Raw genomic sequence first — 22938 nt, forward strand, 5'->3', positions numbered from 1 at the left:
CAACGCCCGCACCCCGGGCGTTTTCTTTATTCCACCCTACGTACCGCAGCGCATCCACCATCCCGGCCGCATATCTCTTATCGTTCCGACCAGACCTGTTGGTGCCCCGATAATCAAGCATTGCAAGAGACGATATCGAAACGTTATCGATCACGCATCCACCCCACAGAATCACAAGCCTACGCCCCGCAGAGCTTGCATGCTCCAGTGCATGATGATATGTTGAGACCTCCGGGAAACCGTCCTTTCCTTCCTGCCAACCATCTCGCATCGAACTCTATGCCATTGAACCGCCGCCCTCAGATCATGTCGTCCGCGTTGAAAACGCTTACCGCAGCGGTCGCCAGTGCAGTGTTGTTGACGTCAGTTGCGAACGCGGCAGGCCTGGGCAAGCTGACAGTCCTGTCGAGCCTCGGCCAGCCGCTGCGCGCCGAGATCGAACTGACCGCCGTCTCGAACGAAGAAGCGTCGAACCTGGTCGCCAAACTCGCGACCCCGGAAGCCTACCGCGCCGCCAACGTCGAATTCAATCCTGCCCTGCTGTCGCTGCGTTTCGCTGTCGAGCAGCGCGGTGGACGCCAGTTCGTGCGCATCACCTCGCCGCAGCCGCTGAACGAACCTTTCATCGACCTGCTGCTCGAGCTGTCCTGGGATAACGGGCGCCTGGTGCGCGAATACACCTTCCTGCTCGACCCGGCCGAACTGCGCACGACGCAATCGGCGCAGGTGGCGCCGGTACCGGCTGCGCGTCCCGCACGCGGCACGGCCGCGTCGCCCGCGCCGACGCAGGCGAGCGAAGCTGCGCGCCCGCAGCGCGGCGCACGCGCGGAAGAAACTGCAGGCGAGCCGGCCGCACGCGGCGCTGCTGCGTCGCGCTACCGCGTCAAGGCAGGCGACACGCTCGGCCGCATCGCCGGCAAACTGAAACCCGTCGACGTCTCGCTCGACATGATGCTCGTCGCCCTGTACCGGGCGAATCCGGACGCCTTCATCGGCAACAACATGAATCGCCTGAAGTCGGGCCAGATCCTGTCGGTGCCCGACGCCGACGGCCTGCGCGGCCTGGATGCCGGCGACGCGCACGGCACGGTGGTCGCGCACGCCGCCGACTTCAACGCCTACCGCGCCAAGCTGGCCGGCCAGGTCGCCACCAGCGCCCCGGCGCGCGAGGCGCAGGCAGGGCAGAGCGCGACCGGCCGCATCACCTCCAGGGTCGAGGAACGCCCGACCGCCGCCAACGAATCGCAAGACCAGCTGCGCCTGTCGAAAGCGACGCCGAGCCGTCCGGCCACGGGCGCCGCAACGGCGAATGCCGAAGACGTGGTGGCCAAGGAAAAAGAACTGGCCGACGCCCAGACCCGCGTGAAAGAGCTGGAAAAGAACGTCAACGACCTCGAAAGCCTGATCACGGTAAAGAGCCAGACCGGCGCCAGCGCAACCCAGCGCGCCGCCGGCGCGCCGGTGTCGACGCCTGTCGTCCCCGGCGCGCCGACCGTCGTGGCCCAGGCCGACACCCAGCCGAAACCGGCGCCGCGCATCAAGACCGCGCCCAAGCCTGCTGCCGTCGAAGCGCCGGCCGAGACCAGCCTGGCCGATACGCTGATGGACAATATCCTGTACCTGGGCGCGGGCGCCGCCGTGCTGCTGCTGGCCGCCCTCGGCCTGTCGCAGCGCCGCAAGAAGAAGGTCGTCGTCGAGACCACGCCGACGCCGCCGACCATCCTCGGCAGCGCGGCCCAGCCGGCGCAGGCAATGTTCGCCGAAACCGGCGGCCAGAGCGTCGACACCCACGACAGCGTGTTCAACTCGAGCTTCGCGCCATCGGCCAGCCAGCTCGACACCAACGAAGTCGATCCGCTCGCCGAAGCCGAACTGTACCTCGCATACAACTTCGACACCCAGGCCGAAGACATCCTCAAGGAAGCGCTGCGCAACGATCCGTACCGCCATCCGGTGCGCCTGAAGCTGCTCGAGATCTACGCGGCGCGCAAGGACGTGCGTGCCTTCGAGACCCAGGCGACCGAACTGTATAGCCTGACGGGCGGCAAGGGCGACGAATGGGCGCAAGCCGCCGCGCTCGGCCACACGCTCGATGCGGCCAATCCGATGTATGCCGCCGGCCTGCAGGGCGCGGCGCTGGCCGCCGGCGCCGCCGTTGCTGGCGCCGGCATCGCCGCGGCCACCATCGACAGCGACAGCGGCCCGCAGACAATGCTGTCGCAGCAGCTCGAGCAAGCCTTCCGCAGCCGCGCCGACACTGCCGAAGCCATCGAGCCGGCGTCCACCGTCGACGCCGTCACCGGCGCGCCGCTGGACAATGGTTTCGACCTCGACAGCCTGGGCCTGGACCACGACGCCACCGCACTCCCGCAGGCGACGCTGGCGAAAGCCGACGCCAAGGCGGACGACAACCTGCTCGACTTCGACCTCGGCGGCCTTTCCTTCGAGCCGGTCGCGGCCACCGGCACGGCCAATGCCGTGCATGACGACGCCACCGCGGTGCCTGACCTGCAGTTCGATATGGAGCCGTTCGCGCCGCTCGAGACCCCGGCCGGCGCCGCGCCATCCGGCGCCCCGGCAGCCGCCGGCAGCGAAAGCCTGGACGACCTCGCCTTCGACATGAATTTCGACGCGCCAGTGGCCAGCCCGTCCGCGGCGACCCTGGTGGAGAACGAAGACGACGCGTTCGTGCTCGACCTGTCCAGGAGCGGCCCGAACACCGACATCGGCATGGCCCAGCTGGCGAGAGAATTCGACCTGAACGAGCTGCCGCCGCTGCCGGAAGCACCGGCCACGGCGCCGGCGTCTGCCGACCTGAAGGATCCGCTGTTCGACCTCGACGCGATGGACTTCGGCCTGTCCGACACCACGCCGGCGACGCCTGTGGGCGAGCGCCAGGACCCGGTCTTCGATTTCGGCGCGACCGGCCTCGACCTGACCGCGCCGGCCGGCGAAGCCCCGGCGCAGGAAGCCCCTGCGCTGGCGGCAGCTGAAAAGGATCCGCTGTTCGACCTCGACATGATGGACTTCGGCCAGCCGGCCGCACCCGCTGCGCCGCAGGACGATCCATTCGCGCTGTCGGACGTGCCGGCGATCCCGAACCCGGGCACCCCGGTGCCGCGTTTCGACCTGTCGAACATGGACCTCGACCTGCCTGCCAACGACTTCGCCTCGAGCGAGCCGCAAGCGCCTGCCGGCGCCACGGCGACGGCCGAGCTGAGCGCAGCGCAGATGGAAATGGAAACCAAGCTGGACCTAGCCATCGCCTACCAGGAGATCGGCGACAAGGAAGGTGCGCGCGAATTGCTCGACGAAGTCATCAAGGGCGGCAACGTCGAACAGTCCAGCCGGGCCAGCAGCATGCGCGCACAGTTGGCGTGAGACGCATCGCACTCGGACTCCAGTACGTCGGCACCGGCTGGAATGGATACCAGAAACAGCCTTGCCGTCACACCATCCAGGACAGCCTCGAGATCGCCCTCGAGAAGTTCGGCCGCACCAAGTTTGCCACCACCTGCGCCGGCCGCACCGACGCCGGCGTGCATGCGATCGAGCAGGTAGTCCACTTCGATACCGAACTCGATCGGCCGATGCCGAGCTGGGTGCGCGGCACGAATACCTTCCTGCCCGATTCGATCGCCGTGCGCTGGGCGGCAGAAATGCCGCCCGAGCTGGACGGCCAGGAATTCCACGCGCGCTATTCGGCGCGCTCGCGCACCTACCATTACGTCTTGTACAACAATGCCCAGCCCTCGGCGCTGCTGTCCGGGCGCGCCGGCTGGGTATTTCGCCCGCTCGATGTCGAGCGCATGATCGAGGCCGCGCGCCACCTGATCGGCCTGCACGACTTTTCCTCCTTCCGCGCGGCGGGCTGCCAGGCCAACACGCCGATCAAGGACATGCAGGAGATCCGCATCGAGCGCCGCGGCGACATCATCGTCTTCACCGTGCGCGCGTCCGCCTTCCTGCATCACATGGTGCGCAACCTGGTGGGCGCGCTGATCTATGTCGGCCTGGGCCGCCAGGAGCCGGGCTGGATGGCCGAGGTGCTGGCAGCGCGCAACCGCGACGCCGCCGCGCCGACCTTCATGCCCGACGGCCTGTACTTCGCGAAAATCGATTACGATCCACGATGGGGACTGCCGCAGGAGGCGGTCTCGCCCCTGCCTTTCTGAGTTAGCCGACCATGCACCGTACCCGTATCAAAATCTGCGGCATCACCCGCGAAGAAGACCTGCGCGCCGCCGTCTCGTGCGGCGCCGACGCCCTCGGCTTCGTCTTTTATCCGAAGAGCCCGCGCTACGTCTCGCCCGAGCGCTTCGCGACGCTGGCCGCCAGCCTGCCGCCTTACGTCAGCTCGGTCGCGCTGTTCGTCAACGCCAGTCTGGACGAGGTGAGGGCGGTGGTCGATGCCGGTCCGGTGGCGCTGCTGCAGTTCCACGGCGACGAGGGCATAGACGAGTGCGCGCGCATCGCCGACGCCGTGAAGCGCCCCTTCGTGCACGCTTACCGGATGAAGCCGGACACGGCGCCGAATGATTTGCTAGAATGCGAACTCGCATACCGCGCCGCCAGTCCCTGGTTCTCGAGCCTTCTGCTCGACACCTATGTGGACGCCTACGGTGGCGCTGGAAAGGTCTTCGATTGGTCTCTTATCCCAAAAGAGCTCGCGCCTCGGGTCGTTTTGAGTGGTGGCTTGAGCGTTCAAAACGCGACTAGCGCGGTCGCACGCGTACGCCCCTGGGCCGTCGACATCAGCAGTGGTGTCGAATCCGCCAAGGGGATCAAGGACGCCCGCAAGATCGCGGACTTCATCGCCGCGGTGCGGGCAGCCGATGCCACCATTGAAAGCGATCACCCCCATGAAATCAGTACAGGAAGCAGCCCTGGAGAACCAAGAAGCGGTGCTTGAACGGTCGATTAACGCCCTGTTCCAGACTACCGATTATCAATTCCCCGACGCGAAGGGCCATTTCGGCCCGTATGGCGGCAGCTTTGTCGCCGAGACGCTGACCCACGCGCTGGCCGAGCTGAACGAAGCCTACGCGCGTTATTCGCAGGATCCCGAATTCCTCGAAGAATTCCGCTACGAGCTGGCCCACTTCGTCGGCCGTCCCTCGCCGGTTTACCACGCCAAGCGCTGGTCCGAAATCGCCGGCGGCGCGCAAGTCTTCTTCAAGCGCGAAGACCTGAACCACACCGGCGCCCACAAGATCAACAACGTGATCGGCCAGGCTTTATTGGCGCGGCGCATGGGCAAACCGCGCATCATCGCCGAAACCGGCGCCGGCCAGCATGGCGTGGCCACGGCCACCATCTGCGCGCGCTTCGGCCTCGAATGCGTGGTCTACATGGGCAGCGAAGACGTCAAGCGCCAGGCGCAGAACGTCTACCGCATGAAGCTCCTGGGCGCGACCGTGGTGCCGGTCGAATCGGGCAGCAAGACCCTGAAGGACGCGCTCAACGAAGCGATGCGCGACTGGGTCACCAACATCGAAAACACCTTCTACATCATCGGCACGGTGGCAGGTCCCCACCCGTATCCGATGATGGTGCGCGATTTCCAGTCCGTGATCGGCGAGGAATGCCGCGTCCAGATGCCGGAAATGACCGGGCGCCAGCCTGACTACGTGCTCGCCTGTATCGGCGGCGGCTCGAATGCGATGGGTATTTTCTATCCCTATATCGACGAGCCGGGCGTGAAACTGGTCGGCGTCGAGGCGGCGGGCGAGGGACTCGATTCGGGCAAGCATTCAGCCTCGCTGACGGCCGGTATCCCGGGCGTCCTGCACGGCAACCGAACTTATTTGCTGCAGGACGCGAACGGCCAGATCATCGAGACGCACTCGGTGTCGGCGGGCCTGGACTATCCGGGCGTCGGTCCCGAGCACGCCTGGCTGAAGGATTCGGCGCGCGCCGAGTATGTGTCGATTACCGACGACGAAGCGCTGCAGGCCTTCCACGATACCTGCCGCATCGAAGGCATCATTCCGGCGCTGGAATCGGCGCACGCGATCGCCTACGCCTTCAAGCTGGCGGCGACGCTGCCGAAGGACAAGCTGATCCTGGTGAATCTGTCGGGACGCGGGGACAAGGACATGCACACGGTGGCCGAACGGATGGGGCTCGATTTCAGCTGATGCCCTTGAACGCGTGGACGGCATCGCCTTCCACGCTACCGTTATTCATCACCCAACATATAAAAACACCATGTCCCGAATCGAATCGACTTTCGCCGCCCTGCGCGCGAACAAAAAAACCGGCCTCGTCACCTTCATCACCGCCGGCGACCCCGGTCCCGAGATGACCGTCCCCCTGATGCACGCGCTGGTCGCGGGCGGGGCCGACGTCCTGGAACTGGGCGTTCCGTTTTCCGACCCGATGGCCGAGGGCCCGGTCATCCAGCGCGCCTGCGAGCGCGCCCTCAAATTCGGCATCGGCTTGAACGATGTCTTCAACTACGTGCGCGAGTTCCGCCAGACCGACCCGGACACCCCGGTCGTCCTGATGGGCTACGCCAATCCGATCGAGCGCATCGGCCCCGACAACTTCATCCGCCTGGCAAAAGACGCGGGCGCGGACGGCGCCATCGTGGTCGACTATCCGCCCGAAGAATGCGAAGCCTTTGCCGACGCCATGCGCGCCAACGGCCTGGACCTGATCTTCCTGCTGGCGCCGACCTCCACCGAGGAGCGCATCCGCCAGGTGGCGCGCTATGGCAGCGGCTTCAGTTATTACGTCTCGCTCAAGGGCGTGACCGGCGCCGGCACCATCGACACCGACGACGTGGCGCGCCGCGTGGCCGCGATCCGCGAACACGTCAGCCTGCCGATCGGCGTGGGCTTCGGCATCCGCGACGCCGCCACGGCCAAAGCGGTGGCCTCGGTGGCGGACGCGGTCGTGATCGGCAGCCGCATCATCCAGGAGCTGGAGGACACGCCGAAGGAGGGCGGCCCGGAAGCGGTGCGCGCCTTCTGCGCCGGCATCCGCGCCGCGCTCGACAGCTAGTAACACCGCACGCGCGCAACACCCCACGCCGGCATGGCCCTCGCCATCGCCGGCGTTTTCACTTGTCTCCTTGCTCCCGAGTACGGTACATTAACCAAACTCAATCTTGCATGGAAGACACAGCATGAAGAAGCAGCTCGCCAGCGTATCCACCTTCCACAACGCCAAGCTGATGGCGGTGATCTACCTGCTGTTCTCGATTCCCTTTGTCCTGATCATGGCCATTCCCATCCTGATGAGCGAAGGCGCGGGCGGCTCGCTGTTCGTCATGCTGCTCATGCCGGTGCTGTACACCATCTTCGGGTTCGTGTTCACCCTGATTGGCGCATGGGTGTATAACTTCATTGCGGCCCGCATCGGCGGCTTCGAATTCACGACAAGCGAGGTCGGCAAGCAATAATTGCCAAGCTGGCAAGCGGTCGACAAGCTGGACACTAGCGGCTACACTACGCCCAACTTTTAGATTGCCGCACAGGAGAAACATATGAGTTGGTTGGAAAAACTGCTGCCCCCACGAATCCAGCGCTCCGATGCCGCCAACCGCAAGACCATGCCCGAGGGCCTGTGGGTCAAGTGCCCATCGTGCGAAGCGGTGCTCTACCGCTCCGACCTCGAGTCGAACCTGCATGTCTGCCCGAAGTGCGACCACCACATGCGCATCCGCGCACGCAGCCGCCTCGACGGCCTGCTCGACGAAGGCGGCCGCTATGAAATCGGCCAGGAAACGCTGCCGGTCGATACCCTGAAGTTCAAGGACAGCAAGAAGTATCCGGACCGTCTCAAGGCCGCCATGGAAGCCACCGGCGAAACCGATGCGCTGATCGTCCAGGGCGGCTCCATCATGAGCCTGCCGGTCGTCGTGGCCTGCTTCGAATTCGAATTCATGGGTGGCTCGATGGGCTCGGTCGTCGGCGAGCGTTTCGTCCGCGGCGCCCAGGTTGCCCTGGAACAGAAAGTGCCGTTCATCTGCATCACCGCCACGGGCGGCGCGCGCATGCAGGAAGGCCTGCTGTCGCTGCTGCAAATGGCCAAGACCACCGCCATGCTGACCAAGCTGTCGGAAAAGAAACTGCCATTCATCAGCGTGCTGACCGATCCGACCATGGGCGGCGTCTCTGCCTCGTTCGCCTTCATGGGCGACGTCGTGATTGCCGAACCGAAAGCGCTGATCGGCTTTGCCGGCCCGCGCGTGATCGAAAACACCGTGCGCGAAAAGCTGCCGGAAGGCTTCCAGCGTGCCGAGTTCCTGGTGCAAAAGGGTGCCGTCGACATGATCGTCGACCGCCGCAAGATGCGTGAAGAAATCGCGCGCCTTCTGGCCCTGCTGCAGAACCAGCCTGCCGAAGTCGTCGCTTAAGGGCGCTTCGCATCACGGACATTCCAGCCGGCGATCTGCAATGCGGGTCGCCGGTTTTTCGTTTCAACGCATTTACCTTTCCATTCCATGCTTCCCAACACCTTGCCCGAGTGGCTGGCGCTGATCGAGTCGCGCCACGCCGAAACCCATATCGACATGGGCCTGGACCGCGTCCGCGCCGTCAAGGAACGCATGGCGCTGCAGTTTGCCTGTCCCGTCATCATGGTGGCCGGCACCAACGGCAAGGGCTCGACTTGCGCGATGCTCGAGTCGGTCCTGCTGCATGCTGGCTACCGCGTGGGCCTCTACATCAAGCCGCACTTCCTCGACTTTAACGAGCGCGCCCGCATCAATGGCGAGATGGCCAGCGACGCCATGCTGGTGGAAAGCTTCGATTTCGTGGAAAGCCGGCGCGGCGATATTGCGCTGACCTATTTCGAATTCACGACGCTGGCGATCATGCACCTGATCTCGCAAGCCGGCGTCGATGTCGCCATTCTCGAAGTGGGCCTGGGCGGACGGCTGGACGCGGTGAACGTGGTCGACGCCGATGTGTCGATCGTCACCAGCATCGACATCGACCATTCGGCTTATCTGGGCGACACGCGCGAGGAAATCGGGTTCGAAAAAGCGGGTATTTTCCGCGCTGGCAAAACCGCGATCTGCAGCGACCCGCTGGCGCCGCAATCGCTGATCCAGCACGCCGCCGATATTGATGCCGACCTGTGGCTGATCGGGCGCGATTTCAACTTCCAGGGCGACCAGCAGCAGTGGAGCTATGGCGGGCGCACCCAGCGTCGCAATTCGCTGGCCTATCCGGCCCTGCGCGGCGCCAACCAGTTGTTGAACGCCTCGGCCGCGCTGGCCGCCCTTGAAGCGCTGCGCATGCAATTGCCATGCGGCGCGCAGGAAGTGCGCACCGGGCTTGCACTGGTGGAGCTGCCGGGCCGCTTCCAGGTGCTGGCCGGGCGTCCGACCACGGTGCTCGACGTCGCCCACAATCCGCACGCCTCCGCCACCCTGGCCCAGAACCTCGGCGCCATGGGCTTTCACCGCTATACCTATGCCGTGTTCGGCATCATGGACGACAAGGACATCGCCGGCGTGATTGCGCCGATGGCCGGCTTGGTCGACCACTGGTGCGTCACCGACCTGCCGTCGCCGCGTTCCGCCGGGAGCGTGCTGCTTGCCGAAAAGGTCGCCGCATTGCGCCCGGCCGGCGCCAAGGACGCCGACTTTTCAGTCACCGCCTTCGCCGATCCGGCCGCCGCTTTCGCAAATGCGGTGAGCCGTGCCGAGGAGAATGATAGAATTGTGGTCTTTGGCTCGTTCTACACCGTCGCCGGCGTGATGGCCGCCCGAAAAAACTCTCTTCACTGACATACAGACGCATGGGCTTGTTCTCGATTTTCAGTAAAAACAAGCAAGAAAGCACCGCCCAGGACAGTGGCCGTTTTTCGCGCGACGATGACGACTTCGGGCAGCAGGCCCGCGCCAAGCGCGCCAGCCACGCCAATTCCGCGAACGAAAGCGGGCAGGGCGGTTCGCGCCGCAGCCGCAGCGGAGGCGACCCGATGCTGCCGGAAAAGAAGCGCGCACGGCGCCGCCTGGTAGGGGCTGTCGCGCTGGCACTGGCCGCCGCAATTGGCTTGCCGATGCTGCTCGATTCCGAACCGCGTCCCCTGGCCGGCGACATCGCCATCCAGATTCCCTCGAAAGATAAAGCGCCCCCGCTGCCGATGCCGGCCAGCCCGGTGCCGGCCGCCGACAGCGTCGACCAGGACGAGGAAATCATCGCACCGCCGCCGCTGACGACGCCGGACGCGCGCAGCACCGAACCGGCCACCGCCAAGGCGCCCGCGGCCGTGGACGAGCCGCCGCCCCTGGTCTACAGCGAGCGCGAGGTCAAGCCCGTCAAGCCGGAGCCGAAGCTCGTCGAGCGCAAGCCCGAACCGAAGCCCGAGCGCAAGCTTGCCGACAAGCCGGTCGAGAAACCGGCTGCGAAAAAGCCGGAAGAAAAACCGGTCGCCCCGCGCCCGAAAGAGTCCGATGCCGCGCGCGCCCTGGCGCTGCTGGAAGGCAAACCTGCCGCCAAGCCGGCCGAGACCCACCCGCGCGCGGAGAACAAGGCCGAGGCCAACCAGCGCTATGTGGTGCAGGTGGCGGCCCTGGCGACCCAGGAAAAAGTCGACGAATTGCAGGCACGCCTGCGCGCCGGCGGCATCAGCTCCTTCACCAAAAAATCCGGCGCCCTGATCAAGGTGCAAGTGGGACCCTTCAGCAGCCGCGAGGAAGCCGATAAGGCGAAGGCCAGGTTGAGCAGCCTGGGCCTGGGTGGCTTCCTGGTTCCGGTCTGATGCGCATTTGCTTACTGTGACAATTTTCGATTACCTCGTCCTGTTCGTGCTGGTGGCCTCGGTGGTGATCAGCACCATGCGCGGCCTGGTCAAGGAAATCCTGTCGCTGACAGGCTGGATCGTCGCTTTCGTGGTCGCCAATGCATATGGCGCGCGCCTCGCGCCGCTGTTACCGGATATGATTCCCGGCGACACGGCGCGCCTGATCGTGTCCTTCGTCGCCCTGTTCCTCGGCGTGCGCATTCTGATGGGCCTGTTATCCCTGGCCATCGGCGCCCTGATCGAAGCGTCCGGCCTGTCCCTGGCGGACCGGGGCCTCGGCGGCCTGTTCGGCCTGGCGCGGGGGATTGTAATCGTGCTTGCCGCCGTCATATTGTGTTCCATGACCGCCATTCCCCAGCAAGCTTTCTGGAAAGACGCGCTGTTGGCCCCCCTGGCCGAGGCCGGCGCGCGCACCGTCAAGCCCTTTCTCCCTGCTGCGCTGGCGCAGCACCTGAAATTTTGACCTCATCGCGTTTTAAGATTTCCATTTTTTAAATCTTCCGTAACAGCATTCAGTTTTTAGGAGCGCACCATGTGTGGCATCGTCGGCGTCGTCTCGCAAACCCCCGTCAACCAGTTGTTGTATGACGCATTGTTGCTGTTGCAGCACCGCGGCCAGGACGCAGCGGGGATTGCAACCAATCACAGCAGCATGTTTTCGATGTACAAGGCCAACGGTCTCGTGCGTGACGTGTTCCGCACCCGTAACATGCGTTCGCTCCAGGGCAATACCGGTATCGGCCACTGCCGCTATCCGACGGCCGGCTCGTCGAGCGAGGAAGAAGCGCAGCCCTTCTACGTGAACGCCCCCTTCGGCATCACGCTGGCGCACAACGGCAACCTGACCAACCAGGCCGAATTGAAGGAAGCGCTGTTCCACAACGACCGCCGCCACATCAATACCGGCTCGGACTCGGAAGTGCTGCTCAACGTGCTAGCGCACGAGATCCAGGAAGCGGCCGACGGCTATTCGCTCGACGCCGACGCCGTCTTCAAGGCGGTCGGCGAAGTGCACCGCCGCGTGCGCGGCGCCTACGCGGTGGTGGCGCAGATCGCCGGCCACGGCTTGCTGGCTTTCCGCGATCCTTACGGCATCCGTCCGCTGTGCCTGGGCATGAACGAGGGCGAAAACGGCGTCGAATACATGGTGGCCAGCGAATCGGTCGCCCTGGAAGGCATTGGTTTTCGTTTCGTGCGCGACATCGCGCCGGGCGAAGCCGTGTTCATCGACTCGAACAGCGTCCTGCACGAGCGCCAATGCGCCGAGAATCCGTCGCTCAATCCCTGCGCTTTCGAGTACGTGTATCTGGCGCGTCCGGATTCGGTGATCGACGGCGCCTCGGTCTACGCGACGCGCCTGAAAATGGGCGAATACCTGGCCGATAAAATTCGCAAGGAAATCCCGGTCGAGGAGATCGACGTCGTGATGCCGATCCCGGATTCCTCGCGCCCGGCGGCAATCCAGCTGGCCCTGAAACTGGGCATCGAATACCGCGAAGGCTTCATTAAGAACCGCTACATCGGCCGCACCTTCATCATGCCGGGTCAGGGCATGCGCAAGAAATCCGTGCGCCAGAAGCTGAACGCCATCGGTTCCGAGTTCAAGGACAAGAACGTGCTGCTGGTCGACGACTCGATCGTGCGCGGCACCACCAGCCGCGAGATCGTGCAGATGGCGCGCGAAGCGGGCGCACGCAAAGTGTTCTTCGCGTCGGCGGCGCCGCCGGTGCTGTTCCCGAACGTCTACGGCATCGACATGCCGACCCGCGACGAGCTGATCGCCTACGGGCGCACGGTGGAAGAGGTCTGCGCCGAGATCACGGCCGACCGCCTGGTCTACCAGGACATCGAGGCCCTGAAGCGTTCGATCTCGGACGTCAACCCGGCGCTGACCAACTTCGAGGCCTCGTGTTTCGATGGCGTGTACGTGACGGGCGACGTGACGCCGGCCTATCTCGACCAGCTCGAATCGGCGCGCCACAATGGCGGCAAGCCGAAGCAGGAAGACGAGGTAAGGACCCAGTTGAACCTGAACCCGCCGGTCGCCGCCGAATAAGCCGGGCGTGACACCATGAGCGACAAGAAAAACTACGGTTTCACGACCACCATCCTGCACAACGACCGCCGCAAGGCGATCGAGCAGGGCTCGCTGCACAAGCCCGTCCATACCTCGGTCGCGTTCGGCTACAACGACGCGCGCCAGCTGGCTTCGGTGTTCCAGGGCAAGGAGCCGGGCTTCCGCTATGGCCGCCAGGGTAATCCGACGGTGTCCGCGCTCGAGGACAAGATCACGAAGATGGAAGACGGCGTGGCCAGCCTGTGCTTCGGCACCGGCATGGCGGCCATCGGCGCGCTGTTCCAGGCGCTGCTGAAGGAAGGCGACCACATCGTCTCCTCCTCCTTCCTGTTCGGGAACACCAACAGCCTCTGGCAGACGGTGGCGGGGCAGGGCGTGGCGGTCGACTTCGTCGATGCGACCGATGTGGGCAATGTCGAAGCGGTGTTGAAATCGAACACCCGCATGGTGTTCGTGGAGACGATCGCCAATCCGCGTACCCAGGTCGCCGACCTGGCCCGCATTGGCGAGCTGTGCCGTGCGCGCGGCATCCTGTACGTGGTCGACAACACGATGACCACGCCGTATTTGTTCCGTCCGAAAGCCGTCGGCGCCGGCCTGGTCGTCAATTCCTTAACGAAATCGATCGCCGGCCACGGCATCGCGCTCGGCGGCGCACTCACCGATACGGGTCTGTTCGACTGGAGCGCTTTCCCGAACATCGCCGCCAATTTCCGCAAGCAGCCCAGCAGCGCCCAGGGCATGGCCCAGCTGCGTGCGAAAGCCCTGCGCGACTTCGGCGCGGCCCTCGGGCCGGAAGCGGCGCACCACATCGCGGTCGGCGCCGAAACCCTGGCGCTGCGCATGGAGCGCACCTGCGCCAATGCGCTGGCGCTGGCGCAGATGCTGCAAGGCGACCAACGCGTATCGGCTGTCCACTACCCGGGCCTGGCCTCGCATCCGCAGCATGGCCTGACGAGCGAGCTGTTCCGCTCCGCCGGCTCGCTGCTGAGCTTCGAGCTGCGCGAGGACATTGATCCCTTCGACTACCTGAACCGCCTGCAGCTGGCCATCCCCGCCAGCAACCTGGGCGACACGCGCACCCTCGTCATTCCGGTGGCGCACACGATCTTCTTCGAGATGGGCGCCGAGCGCCGCGCCAGCATGGGCATCGCCGAATCGCTGATCCGGGTGTCGGTGGGTATCGAGGACCCGGCGGACTTGCTGGAAGACTTCAGGGCCGCCCTGAGCGCCTGATGTAAAGCCGTGCAACCCCGGTTGAGCAGGGTGGGGCTGCGCGGTATGATGAGCCTTTACCCGGAAGCGTCTGTCACATGAAGAAACTGTTGCTGTGCCTGGCATTGAGCCTGTGCATCCCGGCCTACGCCGATGAGCTGGCCGACGCGAACGCCCTGTTCGCAAAAAAATCCTACCCGGAAGCGCTGCGCCTGTATACCAAGCTCGGCAATGCAGGCAATGTCGAAGCGCAGCAGCACCTGGGCGAAATGTACTGGTATGGCGAAGCCGGTGCCGTCGACGAGGCCAAAGCGGAGAGCTGGTTCCGCAAGGCCGCGGCCAAAGGCAATGCGGTGGCAATCGCCTCGCTCGACCTCATGAAGCAACGCCTTGCACGCCAGGCCGAGATCACGCAATGGGTCGAGCGTTACCAGGGCGAGGATCTCAAGAGCGGCAAGTTCAGCTGCGCCGCGCCGCGCATTCCCGCCATTTCGAAGCAGAGCGACGAGATCGATCGCGTGAATGCCAACATTTCCAAGTGGCAGAGCTGCTACAACGCCTATGTGGCGAACCTGAACGCTGCGTTCCCCCTGACCAAGCGCATTCCGCCTGACATCGCCAAGCTGATGAACCAGGTCGAAACGACGCGCGTCAACGAGCGCCTGCGCCTGGTGCAGGAAAACCTGGCCGAGGAAGCGCGCGTCAGCTCCAAGCTGGTGCTGGCGGACCTGGATGCCTGGCGCGCGGCGACCGAGGCCTATGTCAAGGAGCACAACGCCATCGTCGGCACAGCACCGTCTGCCGAGCGTGCGCGCGACATCGAGGCGCGCAAGAGCAACTACAGTCAGGGCGGCAAATAAGCAGCCGCAAGACGAAAAAAAAGTCGCGCGAGCGACTTTTTTTTACGTCCGGCTTTCTTAATGCCAGCTGCGCATCAGGCCAACGGCCAGGCCTTCGAGCGCGAACTCGTCGCCCGGTTCGACCCGGATCACCTTGAAGTCCGGATTTTCCGGCAGCAGTTCGATCGTCTCGCCGGTCTTGCGGTAGCGCTTGACGGTGACGTCGTCGCCGATGCGGGCCACGACGATCTGGCCGTTCTTGGCGCTGTCGATCTTTTTGACGGCGAGGAAATCGCCATCCATGATGCCGGCGTCGCGCATCGACCAGCCGCGCACCTTCAGCAGGAAATCGGGACGGGCGCCGAACATGGCCGGGTCGACGTTATAGGTGGCTTCGACGTGTTCCTGCGCCAGGATGGGCGAGCCCGCTGCGACGCGGCCGACCAGCGGCAGCGACATGAGCAGGGCGGCCGGCACGTGCGGCACATCCGGCACGGGATCGCGCAGCGAGGCGCCGATCAGGCGGATGCCGCGCGAGGTGCCGGAAACGATTTCGATCGCCCCTTTGCGCGCCAGCGCCTGCAGGTGCTCCTCGGCGGCATTGGCCGACTTGAAGCCCAACTCCCTGGCGATTTCGGCGCGGGTCGGCGGGAAGCCGGTATTGTCGATCGCTTCCCGAATGAGGTTCAGGATCTGTTCTTGCCTTGCGGTGAGCTTGAGCATGGTGATACGGGCACGGTTGTATGAGTAGACTGTATTTTTGTACAGTATTTCGGGGAATGCAAGGGAAATCCGCGATTTTTAACATTTCCTTGTCGGCAAGGTGTCGCAGCGCAGCGACGCGGGGTCCTTCGGCGCTGGTGATTGCGCTGACGGGCCAGGCGCGCTATAATTGCCGGCTTTCCCTTCCCACACTCGTCTTGACGCCGAGGTGGGCATTTGTTTAAACGTCCTCAAGGAGTGTTGCATGCGTCATTATGAAATCGTTTTTATCGTCCACCCGGACCAAAGCGAGCAAGTCCCGGCGATGATCGAGCGTTACAAAGCCAGCGTCACCGCACGCGGCGGTAACATCCATCGCGTCGAAGACTGGGGCCGTCGTCAGATGGCTTACCAGATCCAGAAGCTGCCGAAGGCACACTACATCTGCATGAACATCGAGTGCGACAACGAGACCCTGGTCGAGCTGGAAACCGCATTCAAGTTCAATGATGCCGTGCTGCGTCATCTGACCGTGAAGATGAAGAAAGCTGAAACGACCCCATCGCCAATGATGAAGTCGGTCCAGCGCGAAGACGCAGCCAAGAGCCACCGCGCAGAAGCCCCAGCCCCATCGGCTCCTGCTGCTGCTCCGGCCCCAGCTGCTGCCTAATTTTTCTTCGCCAGGAATCGTGAACCCGCAGTGAACCAGTTACAAGTCGTCGCGACGATTGCTGAACGCGACGTACTGCGCTACACCCCCGCCGGCGTGCCGGTCGTTTCGGCAATCCTGATGCACAGTTCGCAACAGGTCGAGGCAGGGGTGGGCAGGCTGGTCGAGTTCGAAATTGCCGCGTTCGCCGCGGGTGAAATTTCGGGCCGCTTCGCCAGCGCAGAGCTGGGCGCCGCGCACCAGTTCACGGGATTTTTGGCCAGGAAGAACCGCAACAGTAAAGCCCTGGTGTTTCACATCATTGATTTTAGTGCCGCCGCTTGAATGAGCGGCCACCTTTTAGATACAGGAGCCTCAAATGGCATTCGGTAAAAAGTTCGACAAAAACAAAGCAAAAGAAAAACTGAAGCGCAAACAGCAGAATCCGCTGTTCAAGCGTAAGAAATTCTGCCGCTTCACCGCTGCAAACGTGGAACAGGTCGATTACAAAGACGTCGACACCCTGAAGGACTTCGTCCAGGAAAACGGCAAGATCATGCCGGCACGTCTGACCGGCACCAAGGCGCACTACCAGCGCCAGGTCGACACCGCGATCAAGCGCGCACGCTACCTCGCGCTGCTGCCGTACACCGACCTGCACCACGGTTAATCCGCGGCGTACAGATCAGAACTTCTGGAGAAAAATATGCAAATTATCCTTTTGGAAAAAGTTGTTAACGTCGGCAACCTGGGCGACGTGGTCAAGGTCAAGGACGGTTACGCACGTAACTTCCTGATCCCGCAAAAGATGGCCCGCCGCGCTACCACCTCGGCTGTCGCCGAGTTCGAAGTCAAGCGCGCCGAGCTGGAAAAAGCTGCTGCTGAAAAGCTGTCGGCTTCGCAAGCCCAGGGCGACAAGCTGACCGGCATGACCATCACCATCGGCCAGAAAGCCGGCGTTGACGGCCGTCTGTTCGGTTCGGTCACCAACTTCGACATCGCCGAAGCGCTGAGCAAGCAAGGCTTCGCAGTTGAAAAAGCACAGGTTCGCATGCCTACCGGTCCTCTGAAGAGCACCGGCGAGCACCCAGTTGCTGTTGCCCTGCACACCGACGTCGTCGTGGAAATCACGGTTGCTGTCGTTGGCGAAGCTGCTTAATAAAGCATCGACGCACACCGCGCAAGAGGTTGTTGCGTGAAAGAAAAAGCCGGGTTCGCCCGGCTTTTTTTATTGTCAGAATCTCCCCAATTATTTCAGCCGTGTGACGGGAGAGGTTATAATGCCCGCCATGAATAACCCCGCAGATCCGCAGATCGAGTCGCTGCGCATTCCCCCGCATTCCATCGAAGCAGAACAGTCCGTCATCGGCGGCCTGCTGCGCGATAATGCGGCGTGGGACCGCATTGCCGACTTCAGCCACGCGGACGACTTCTACCGCTACGATCACCGCATCATCTTCGAACAGATGGTGCGCCTGATTAACAGCGGCAAACCAGCCGACGTCATCACTGTCTACGAAGCCATGGTTTCGCTGGGCAAGGCCGAGGACGTGGGCGGCCTGCAATACCTGAACGCGATGGCGCAAAACACGCCGTCCGCCGCCAACATCCGCCGCTATGCCGAGATCGTGCGCGACCGCGGCATCCTGCGCAAACTGATCACCGTGGCCGACGAAATTTCCGGCAACGCGTTCAATCCCCAAGGCAAGGAAGTCAAGCAGATGCTTGACGAAGCCGAGTCGAAAATCTTCGCCATCGCCGAATCCGGCGCGCGCGGCGCCCAGGGCTGGAATCCGATCCAGCCGCTGCTGACCCAGGTGGTCGAGCGCATCGATGAACTCTATTCGCGCGAAAACCAGGGCGAAATCACGGGTGTGCCGACCGGCTTCATCGACCTCGACCGCATGACTTCAGGCCTGCAGCCGGGCGACCTGGTGATCGTCGCCGGCCGTCCGTCGATGGGCAAGACCGCGTTCTCGGTGAACATCGGCGAGAACGTCGCGATCGAAGCGGGCTTGCCGGTGGCGATCTTCTCGATGGAGATGGGCGGCACCCAGCTGGCCATGCGTATGCTCGGCTCGGTCGGCCAGCTCGACCAGCACCGCCTGCGTACCGGCCGCCTGAACGACGAGGATTGGCCGCGCCTGACGCACGCCATCCAGAAAATGAACGACGCCCAGGTCTATATCGACGAGACGCCGGCGCTGAACCCGATCGAGATGCGCGCTCGCGCGCGCCGCCTTGCCCGCCAGTGTGGCAAGCTCGGCCTTATTATCGTCGACTACCTGCAGCTGATGCAGGGTAGCCAGCCGGGCGATAACCGCACCGCCGAGATCTCCGAGATTTCTCGCTCGCTCAAGGGCCTGGCCAAAGAACTGCATTGCCCGGTCATCGCCCTGTCGCAGCTGAACCGCGCGCTGGAACAGCGCCCGAACAAGCGTCCCGTGATGTCCGACTTGCGCGAATCCGGCGCAATCGAGCAGGATGCGGACGTGATCATCTTCCTGTATCGCGACGAGGTCTACAACCCCGACTCGCCCGATAAAGGTACCGCCGAAATCATCATCGGCAAACAGCGTAACGGTCCAATCGGCGCGGTCCGCCTGACCTGGATCGGCCAGTACACCAAGTTTGGCAACTACAGCGGTAACCTCGCCGTCTACCAGGGCGATTAAGCCGATATTGCGCCGCCGGGACCGCTGGTCCCAGCCCCTCGCAGTCCCAAGAGTTTTATCACGGAGAATCTTTAATGTTTGGACGCCTGATGCCCACCGAGGGCAAGTTTTTTGATTTGTTCAACCAGCACGCCGCGCTGTGCGTGAAGGGTGCGCATGAAATGGTTGGCCTGATGACCAACTTCGACGACCTGGAAACCCGCACCCATGCCGTCGAGAGCATCGAAAAGCAGGCGGACAAGGTCACCTACGCATGCGTGGACCTGCTGCACAAGACTTTCATTACCCCGATCGACCGCGACGACATCCACAAGCTGATCACCCGCATGGATGACATCCTGGACATGATGGAAGACGCGGCCCAGACCGTCTCGCTGTACGACCTGCACGGCGTCACGCCGGAAGCCAAGCGCCTGGCCGAGCTGTGCCTGGCCTGCTGCGAACGCGTGCAGGCGGCCGTCGGCCTGCTGCACGACATGGGCAACGCCCAGAAGATCGTCGCCATCTGCGAAGAAATCGACCGCCTGGAGTCGGACGCCGACCACGTGATGCGCGCCGCCATGAGCAAACTGTTCCGTGACGAACCGGACGTGCGCAACCTGATCAAGATGAAGGCGATCTACGAGATCCTCGAGACCGTCACCGACCGCTGCGAAGATGTCGCCAACATCATCGAAGGCATCATCGTCGAGAACGCGTAACGCGCGCGTACAACAAGAACAATTATGGAACATTTAACTATCAGCATTTATGTGCTGGGCGGGCTCGTGCTGCTCGCACTGATCTTCGACTTCATGAACGGCTTCCACGACTCGGCGAACGCGATCGCCACCGTGGTGTCGACCGGCGTGCTGAAGCCGCAGTCGGCGGTTGCGATGGCCGCCTTCTTCAACTTCATCGCCATTTTCGTGGTCAGCATGAAGGTCGCGCAAACGATCGGCAAAGGCACGATCGATCCGGCGGTGGTGGACCATTACGTGATTTTCGGGGCGCTCGTGGGCGCCATCGTCTGGAACATCATCACCTGGTACTACGGCATTCCATCCTCGTCCTCGCATGCGCTGATCGGCGGCCTGGTCGGCGCCGCTGTGGCCAAGTCGGGTACCGGCGCCCTGATCTCTGCCGGCCTGCTGAAGACGGTGATGTTCATCGTGATCGCGCCGATCATGGGCTTCCTGCTGGGATCGATCATCATGCTACTGGTGGCCTGGATTTTTGTGCGGTCCACGCCGCGCAAGGTTGACGTCTGGTTCCGCCGTCTGCAGCTGGTCTCGGCGGCCGGCTACTCGCTGGGCCACGGTGGCAACGACGCGCAAAAGACCATGGGCATCATCTGGATGCTCCTGATCGCCGCCGGCGTCACCAGCCCGGACGACGCGCTGCCACCGGCCTGGGTGATCATCTCCTGCTACGCGGCAATCGCCTTCGGGACGCTGTTCGGCGGCTGGCGCATCGTCAAGACCATGGGCCAGAAGATCACCAAGCTCAAACCGGTCGGCGGCTTCTGCGCCGAAACGGGCGGCGCGATCACGCTGCTGATGGCCAGCTTCTTCGGCATCCCGGTCTCGACCACCCACACCATCACCGGCGCCATCGTCGGCGTGGGCGCCTCGCAAAAGGCCTCGGCCGTGCGCTGGGGCGTGGCGGGCAGCATCGTCTGGGCCTGGATCTTCACCATTCCGGCGTCGGCCTTCATGGCGGCGATCGCCTGGTGGGTCGGCAAGCACATCATGTAAGCGTTTCTGATTCATGCGAAAGCCCGGCATTGCCGTAATGCCAGTCAGTTAAGGGCTTGACGAGCTGACGGCAGCGACTAAAACGGATTCACGATCAACGTGAATCCGTTTTTCATTATGGCTCGCCAACTCGACATGGACTATGCAGCAACCCTGGCACCGCATGAGTTCGACCGTTTTGCCAGTCTGATCGATCCAACTTGGATCGATGAAGCACTGCAGCAAACCAAGACCGTTTCAGTTCGACGCCGTCGTTTGCCTGCAGAGCGCATGGTTTGGCTAGTTATCGGCCTCGCCTTGTTTCGCAACGAACCGATATGGCACATCGTGCAGCAGCTTGATCTTGCTGAGGGTCCGACTTCAACTGCGCCCGTCCCTAGTGCCGCAGTGGCTGGACGGGAACGGCTGGGGGAAGCACCACTAGCGTGGTTGTTCGAGCGGTTGGCAAGTACGTGGAGTAATCAGGACACGCCGAACCGAGAGCTTTTTCAAGGCCTACGCACCTACGCAGTTGATGGCGTAGTCTGGTCAATTCCCGATACACCGGCCAATGCTGCACAATTTGCTCACCCCAATGGCGGCGGCGGCAGTGGTGCTTGGCCGCAGCTGCGCGCTGTGTGTTTGATGGATACCTATAATTACTTGGTTCGTGGTGCCAGTTTTGGCGACTTCCTTACCGGCGAACTTACTCTTGCAAAGCCACTCGTGCAGAAAGTCCCGGATAATTCGTTGACGATCTTCGATCGCGCCTACTTCTCTGCTGCGTTTCTACTCGATTGGCAGCAGGCGGGCGAGCAAAGGCATTGGCTCATGCGCGCCAAGACACCATTGCGCTACGAAGTCGTGCACGAATTTTCTCCGGACGACTACTTGGTACGTCTACCCGTATCGCAGCCGACATCGGCGAAGCCAAGGCCCATTTCACTGAGCTCGAGCGCAGGAGCAACCTCGATGCGCTGACCGGCTTGCCGAACCGCTACTGGGTCCAGCAGTACCTGCCGCAGGCGATCGAGCGCGCGCGGGTCGATGGACGCGGCCTGGCCGTGCTGTTCATCGACCTCGACGGCTTCAAGACGGTCAACGACGCACTCGGGCATGCCGCCGGCGACGAGCTGCTGCGCACCGTCGGCAAGCGCCTGAAGATCGCGGTACGCCCGCGCGACCACGTGGTGCGCCTCGGCGGCGACGAGTTCGTGGTCGTGCTGGAACAGGTCGGCGGCCACGACGACGTCGAGCACGTTGCCGGGCGCCTGCTGGCGTCGTTTCGCGACGGCTTCCATTTGCAGCATGCGACCCATGTGCTGGGTGCATCGATCGGCATCAGCCTGTTTCCCGAGCATGGCGAGGACGCCGAGACCCTGCTCAAGCATGCGGACATCGCGATGTATTCCGTCAAAACGGAAGGCAAGGGCGCCTTCCGCTTCTTCCAGGCGCGTTTTTTCGAGGCGATCCGCACCCGGCTCGAGCTGGAAATGGAGCTGCGGCGCGCGCTCGACCAGCACCAGTTCGTTGTCCACTACCAGCCGCGCGTGGACCTGGCCACCGGCACGGCCTCGAGCATGGAGGCGCTGGTGCGCTGGGAGCGGCCGGGCAGCGGGCTGACAGGGCCGGACCACTTCATTCCCCTGCTCGAAGAAACCGGCCTCATCATGCGGCTGGGCGAACAGGTGATCGACAGCGTCTGCCGCCAGCTGGCGCGCTGGGCGCGCGACGGCGCGGTGCTGCTGCCGGTGTCGGTGAACGTCTCGCCGCGCCAGTTCAGCCAGTCCGACATCCTGGCCCAGTTCCGCAGCGCCATTGCACGCCACGGCATCGATCCGGCGCTGCTGGAAATCGAAGTCACCGAGTCCTCGATGATGCAGGAGGGAATTGGCGAATCGGCCGTGTTCGGTCAACTGCGCGAGCTCGGCATCAAGCTGTGCATCGACGACTTCGGCACCGGCTATTCGTCGCTCTCGCAGCTGCAGAAGCTGCGTTTTGACGTCCTCAAGATCGACCGCGCCTTTATCCAGCGCATCGAGCAGGCGGAAGGCGACACCCTGATCGCCTCGATGATCGCGATGGCCCATGCACTGGGCATGCGGGTGGTCGCCGAGGGCGTCGAGAACCGCCGGCAGATGGTGCTTCTCAGGACCTTGGGCTGCGACGAAGGGCAGGGCTATTTCTTTTCGCGGCCGATGGCGCCCGGGGAACACCAGCCGGCCAGCGAACGCGAGTTCGAGCCGGCGATCTGGGTGAAGTCGTGATTCCGCGCGTGCGCGAGCCGGTTGAACGCGTGGGC

Annotated in this window: 23 protein-coding genes; 22 read left to right on the forward strand and 1 reads right to left on the reverse strand. The window is 63.6% G+C overall.

Going from position 1 to position 22938, the window contains the following annotated elements; genetic code table 11:
- Window positions 1-279 precede the first annotated feature (279 nt).
- From NMB41_RS07520 to NMB41_RS07580, 13 genes are all read left to right on the forward strand, one after another.
- On the forward strand, window positions 280-3381 hold the full coding sequence (locus NMB41_RS07520) for a motility hub landmark protein FimV (RefSeq protein WP_494381849.1): 3102 nt from the start codon (window positions 280-282) through the stop codon (window positions 3379-3381).
- The gene (truA, locus tag NMB41_RS07525; protein ID WP_494381850.1) at window positions 3378-4175 is read left to right on the forward strand and encodes a tRNA pseudouridine(38-40) synthase TruA; all 798 of its coding nucleotides are present in this window, start codon (window positions 3378-3380) and stop codon (window positions 4173-4175) included. The genes NMB41_RS07520 and truA overlap by 4 nt, the downstream gene beginning before the upstream one ends.
- Window positions 4176-4186: 11 nt before the next feature.
- Window positions 4187-4912 carry a phosphoribosylanthranilate isomerase gene (locus NMB41_RS07530; protein WP_494381851.1) on the forward strand — a complete coding sequence of 242 codons (726 nt, stop codon included), beginning with the start codon at window positions 4187-4189 and terminating at the stop codon, window positions 4910-4912.
- Entirely contained in the window at window positions 4863-6140 is a 1278-nt protein-coding gene (trpB, locus tag NMB41_RS07535; protein WP_494381852.1) for a tryptophan synthase subunit beta, read from the forward strand. Before NMB41_RS07530 ends, trpB begins: the two co-directional genes overlap by 50 nt.
- 70 nt (window positions 6141-6210) lie before the next feature.
- A complete protein-coding gene (trpA, locus tag NMB41_RS07540) occupies window positions 6211-7008 on the forward strand; it encodes a tryptophan synthase subunit alpha (protein ID WP_494381853.1) in 798 nt (265 codons plus the stop codon).
- A gap of 124 nt (window positions 7009-7132) precedes the next feature.
- A complete protein-coding gene (locus NMB41_RS07545; RefSeq protein WP_494381854.1) occupies window positions 7133-7408 on the forward strand; it encodes a hypothetical protein in 276 nt (91 codons plus the stop codon).
- Window positions 7409-7492: 84 nt separating this feature from the next.
- Window positions 7493-8365, forward strand: a complete 873-nt coding sequence (accD, locus tag NMB41_RS07550) for an acetyl-CoA carboxylase, carboxyltransferase subunit beta (protein ID WP_494381855.1) — start codon at window positions 7493-7495, stop codon at window positions 8363-8365.
- A gap of 87 nt (window positions 8366-8452) precedes the next feature.
- Window positions 8453-9745 (forward strand): bifunctional tetrahydrofolate synthase/dihydrofolate synthase, encoded by a 1293-nt coding sequence (gene folC, locus NMB41_RS07555; protein WP_494381856.1) that lies wholly within the window; start codon window positions 8453-8455, stop codon window positions 9743-9745.
- 11 nt (window positions 9746-9756) lie between these two features.
- A complete protein-coding gene (locus tag NMB41_RS07560) occupies window positions 9757-10722 on the forward strand; it encodes an SPOR domain-containing protein (RefSeq protein ID WP_494381857.1) in 966 nt (321 codons plus the stop codon).
- Between the two features lie 16 nt (window positions 10723-10738).
- Complete coding sequence (locus tag NMB41_RS07565; protein WP_494381858.1) at window positions 10739-11227, forward strand: CvpA family protein; 489 nt, start codon at window positions 10739-10741, stop codon at window positions 11225-11227.
- 69 nt (window positions 11228-11296) lie between these two features.
- Window positions 11297-12820, forward strand: a complete 1524-nt coding sequence (purF, locus tag NMB41_RS07570; RefSeq protein ID WP_494381859.1) for an amidophosphoribosyltransferase — start codon at window positions 11297-11299, stop codon at window positions 12818-12820.
- A gap of 15 nt (window positions 12821-12835) precedes the next feature.
- A complete protein-coding gene (locus tag NMB41_RS07575; protein WP_494381860.1) occupies window positions 12836-14077 on the forward strand; it encodes a cystathionine gamma-synthase family protein in 1242 nt (413 codons plus the stop codon).
- 77 nt (window positions 14078-14154) lie between these two features.
- Window positions 14155-14916, forward strand: a complete 762-nt coding sequence (locus NMB41_RS07580) for a tetratricopeptide repeat protein (RefSeq protein WP_494381861.1) — start codon at window positions 14155-14157, stop codon at window positions 14914-14916.
- 57 nt (window positions 14917-14973) lie between these two features.
- Here the strand turns inward: NMB41_RS07580 and lexA are convergent, their stop codons facing one another.
- Window positions 14974-15618: a transcriptional repressor LexA gene (lexA, locus tag NMB41_RS07585; RefSeq protein WP_494381862.1), complete on the reverse strand. Its 645-nt coding sequence runs from the start codon at window positions 15616-15618 to the stop codon at window positions 14974-14976.
- A gap of 244 nt (window positions 15619-15862) precedes the next feature.
- Here lexA and rpsF point away from each other — a divergent pair, with 244 nt between their 5' ends.
- From rpsF to NMB41_RS07630, 9 genes are all read left to right on the forward strand, one after another.
- Window positions 15863-16267 (forward strand): 30S ribosomal protein S6, encoded by a 405-nt coding sequence (rpsF, locus tag NMB41_RS07590; protein WP_494381863.1) that lies wholly within the window; start codon window positions 15863-15865, stop codon window positions 16265-16267.
- Window positions 16268-16297: 30 nt separating this feature from the next.
- On the forward strand, window positions 16298-16591 hold the full coding sequence (gene priB, locus NMB41_RS07595) for a primosomal replication protein N (protein WP_494381864.1): 294 nt from the start codon (window positions 16298-16300) through the stop codon (window positions 16589-16591).
- 34 nt (window positions 16592-16625) lie between these two features.
- Window positions 16626-16916, forward strand: a complete 291-nt coding sequence (gene rpsR / locus NMB41_RS07600; RefSeq protein WP_091874943.1) for a 30S ribosomal protein S18 — start codon at window positions 16626-16628, stop codon at window positions 16914-16916.
- A 36-nt stretch (window positions 16917-16952) separates the two neighbouring features.
- Window positions 16953-17405 carry a 50S ribosomal protein L9 gene (gene rplI, locus NMB41_RS07605; protein WP_494381865.1) on the forward strand — a complete coding sequence of 151 codons (453 nt, stop codon included), beginning with the start codon at window positions 16953-16955 and terminating at the stop codon, window positions 17403-17405.
- Between the two features lie 130 nt (window positions 17406-17535).
- On the forward strand, window positions 17536-18921 hold the full coding sequence (locus tag NMB41_RS07610; protein ID WP_494381866.1) for a replicative DNA helicase: 1386 nt from the start codon (window positions 17536-17538) through the stop codon (window positions 18919-18921).
- Window positions 18922-18995: 74 nt separating this feature from the next.
- A complete protein-coding gene (locus NMB41_RS07615) occupies window positions 18996-19622 on the forward strand; it encodes a DUF47 domain-containing protein (protein ID WP_494381867.1) in 627 nt (208 codons plus the stop codon).
- 24 nt (window positions 19623-19646) lie between these two features.
- On the forward strand, window positions 19647-20657 hold the full coding sequence (locus NMB41_RS07620) for an inorganic phosphate transporter (RefSeq protein WP_494381868.1): 1011 nt from the start codon (window positions 19647-19649) through the stop codon (window positions 20655-20657).
- 99 nt (window positions 20658-20756) lie between these two features.
- Complete coding sequence (locus tag NMB41_RS07625; protein WP_494381869.1) at window positions 20757-21617, forward strand: IS4 family transposase; 861 nt, start codon at window positions 20757-20759, stop codon at window positions 21615-21617.
- A 5-nt stretch (window positions 21618-21622) separates the two neighbouring features.
- Window positions 21623-22903, forward strand: a complete 1281-nt coding sequence (locus tag NMB41_RS07630) for a putative bifunctional diguanylate cyclase/phosphodiesterase (protein WP_494381870.1) — start codon at window positions 21623-21625, stop codon at window positions 22901-22903.
- Window positions 22904-22938: the final 35 nt, after the last annotated feature.

This window comes from Massilia sp. FBCC-B171 (genome assembly GCF_059134155.1).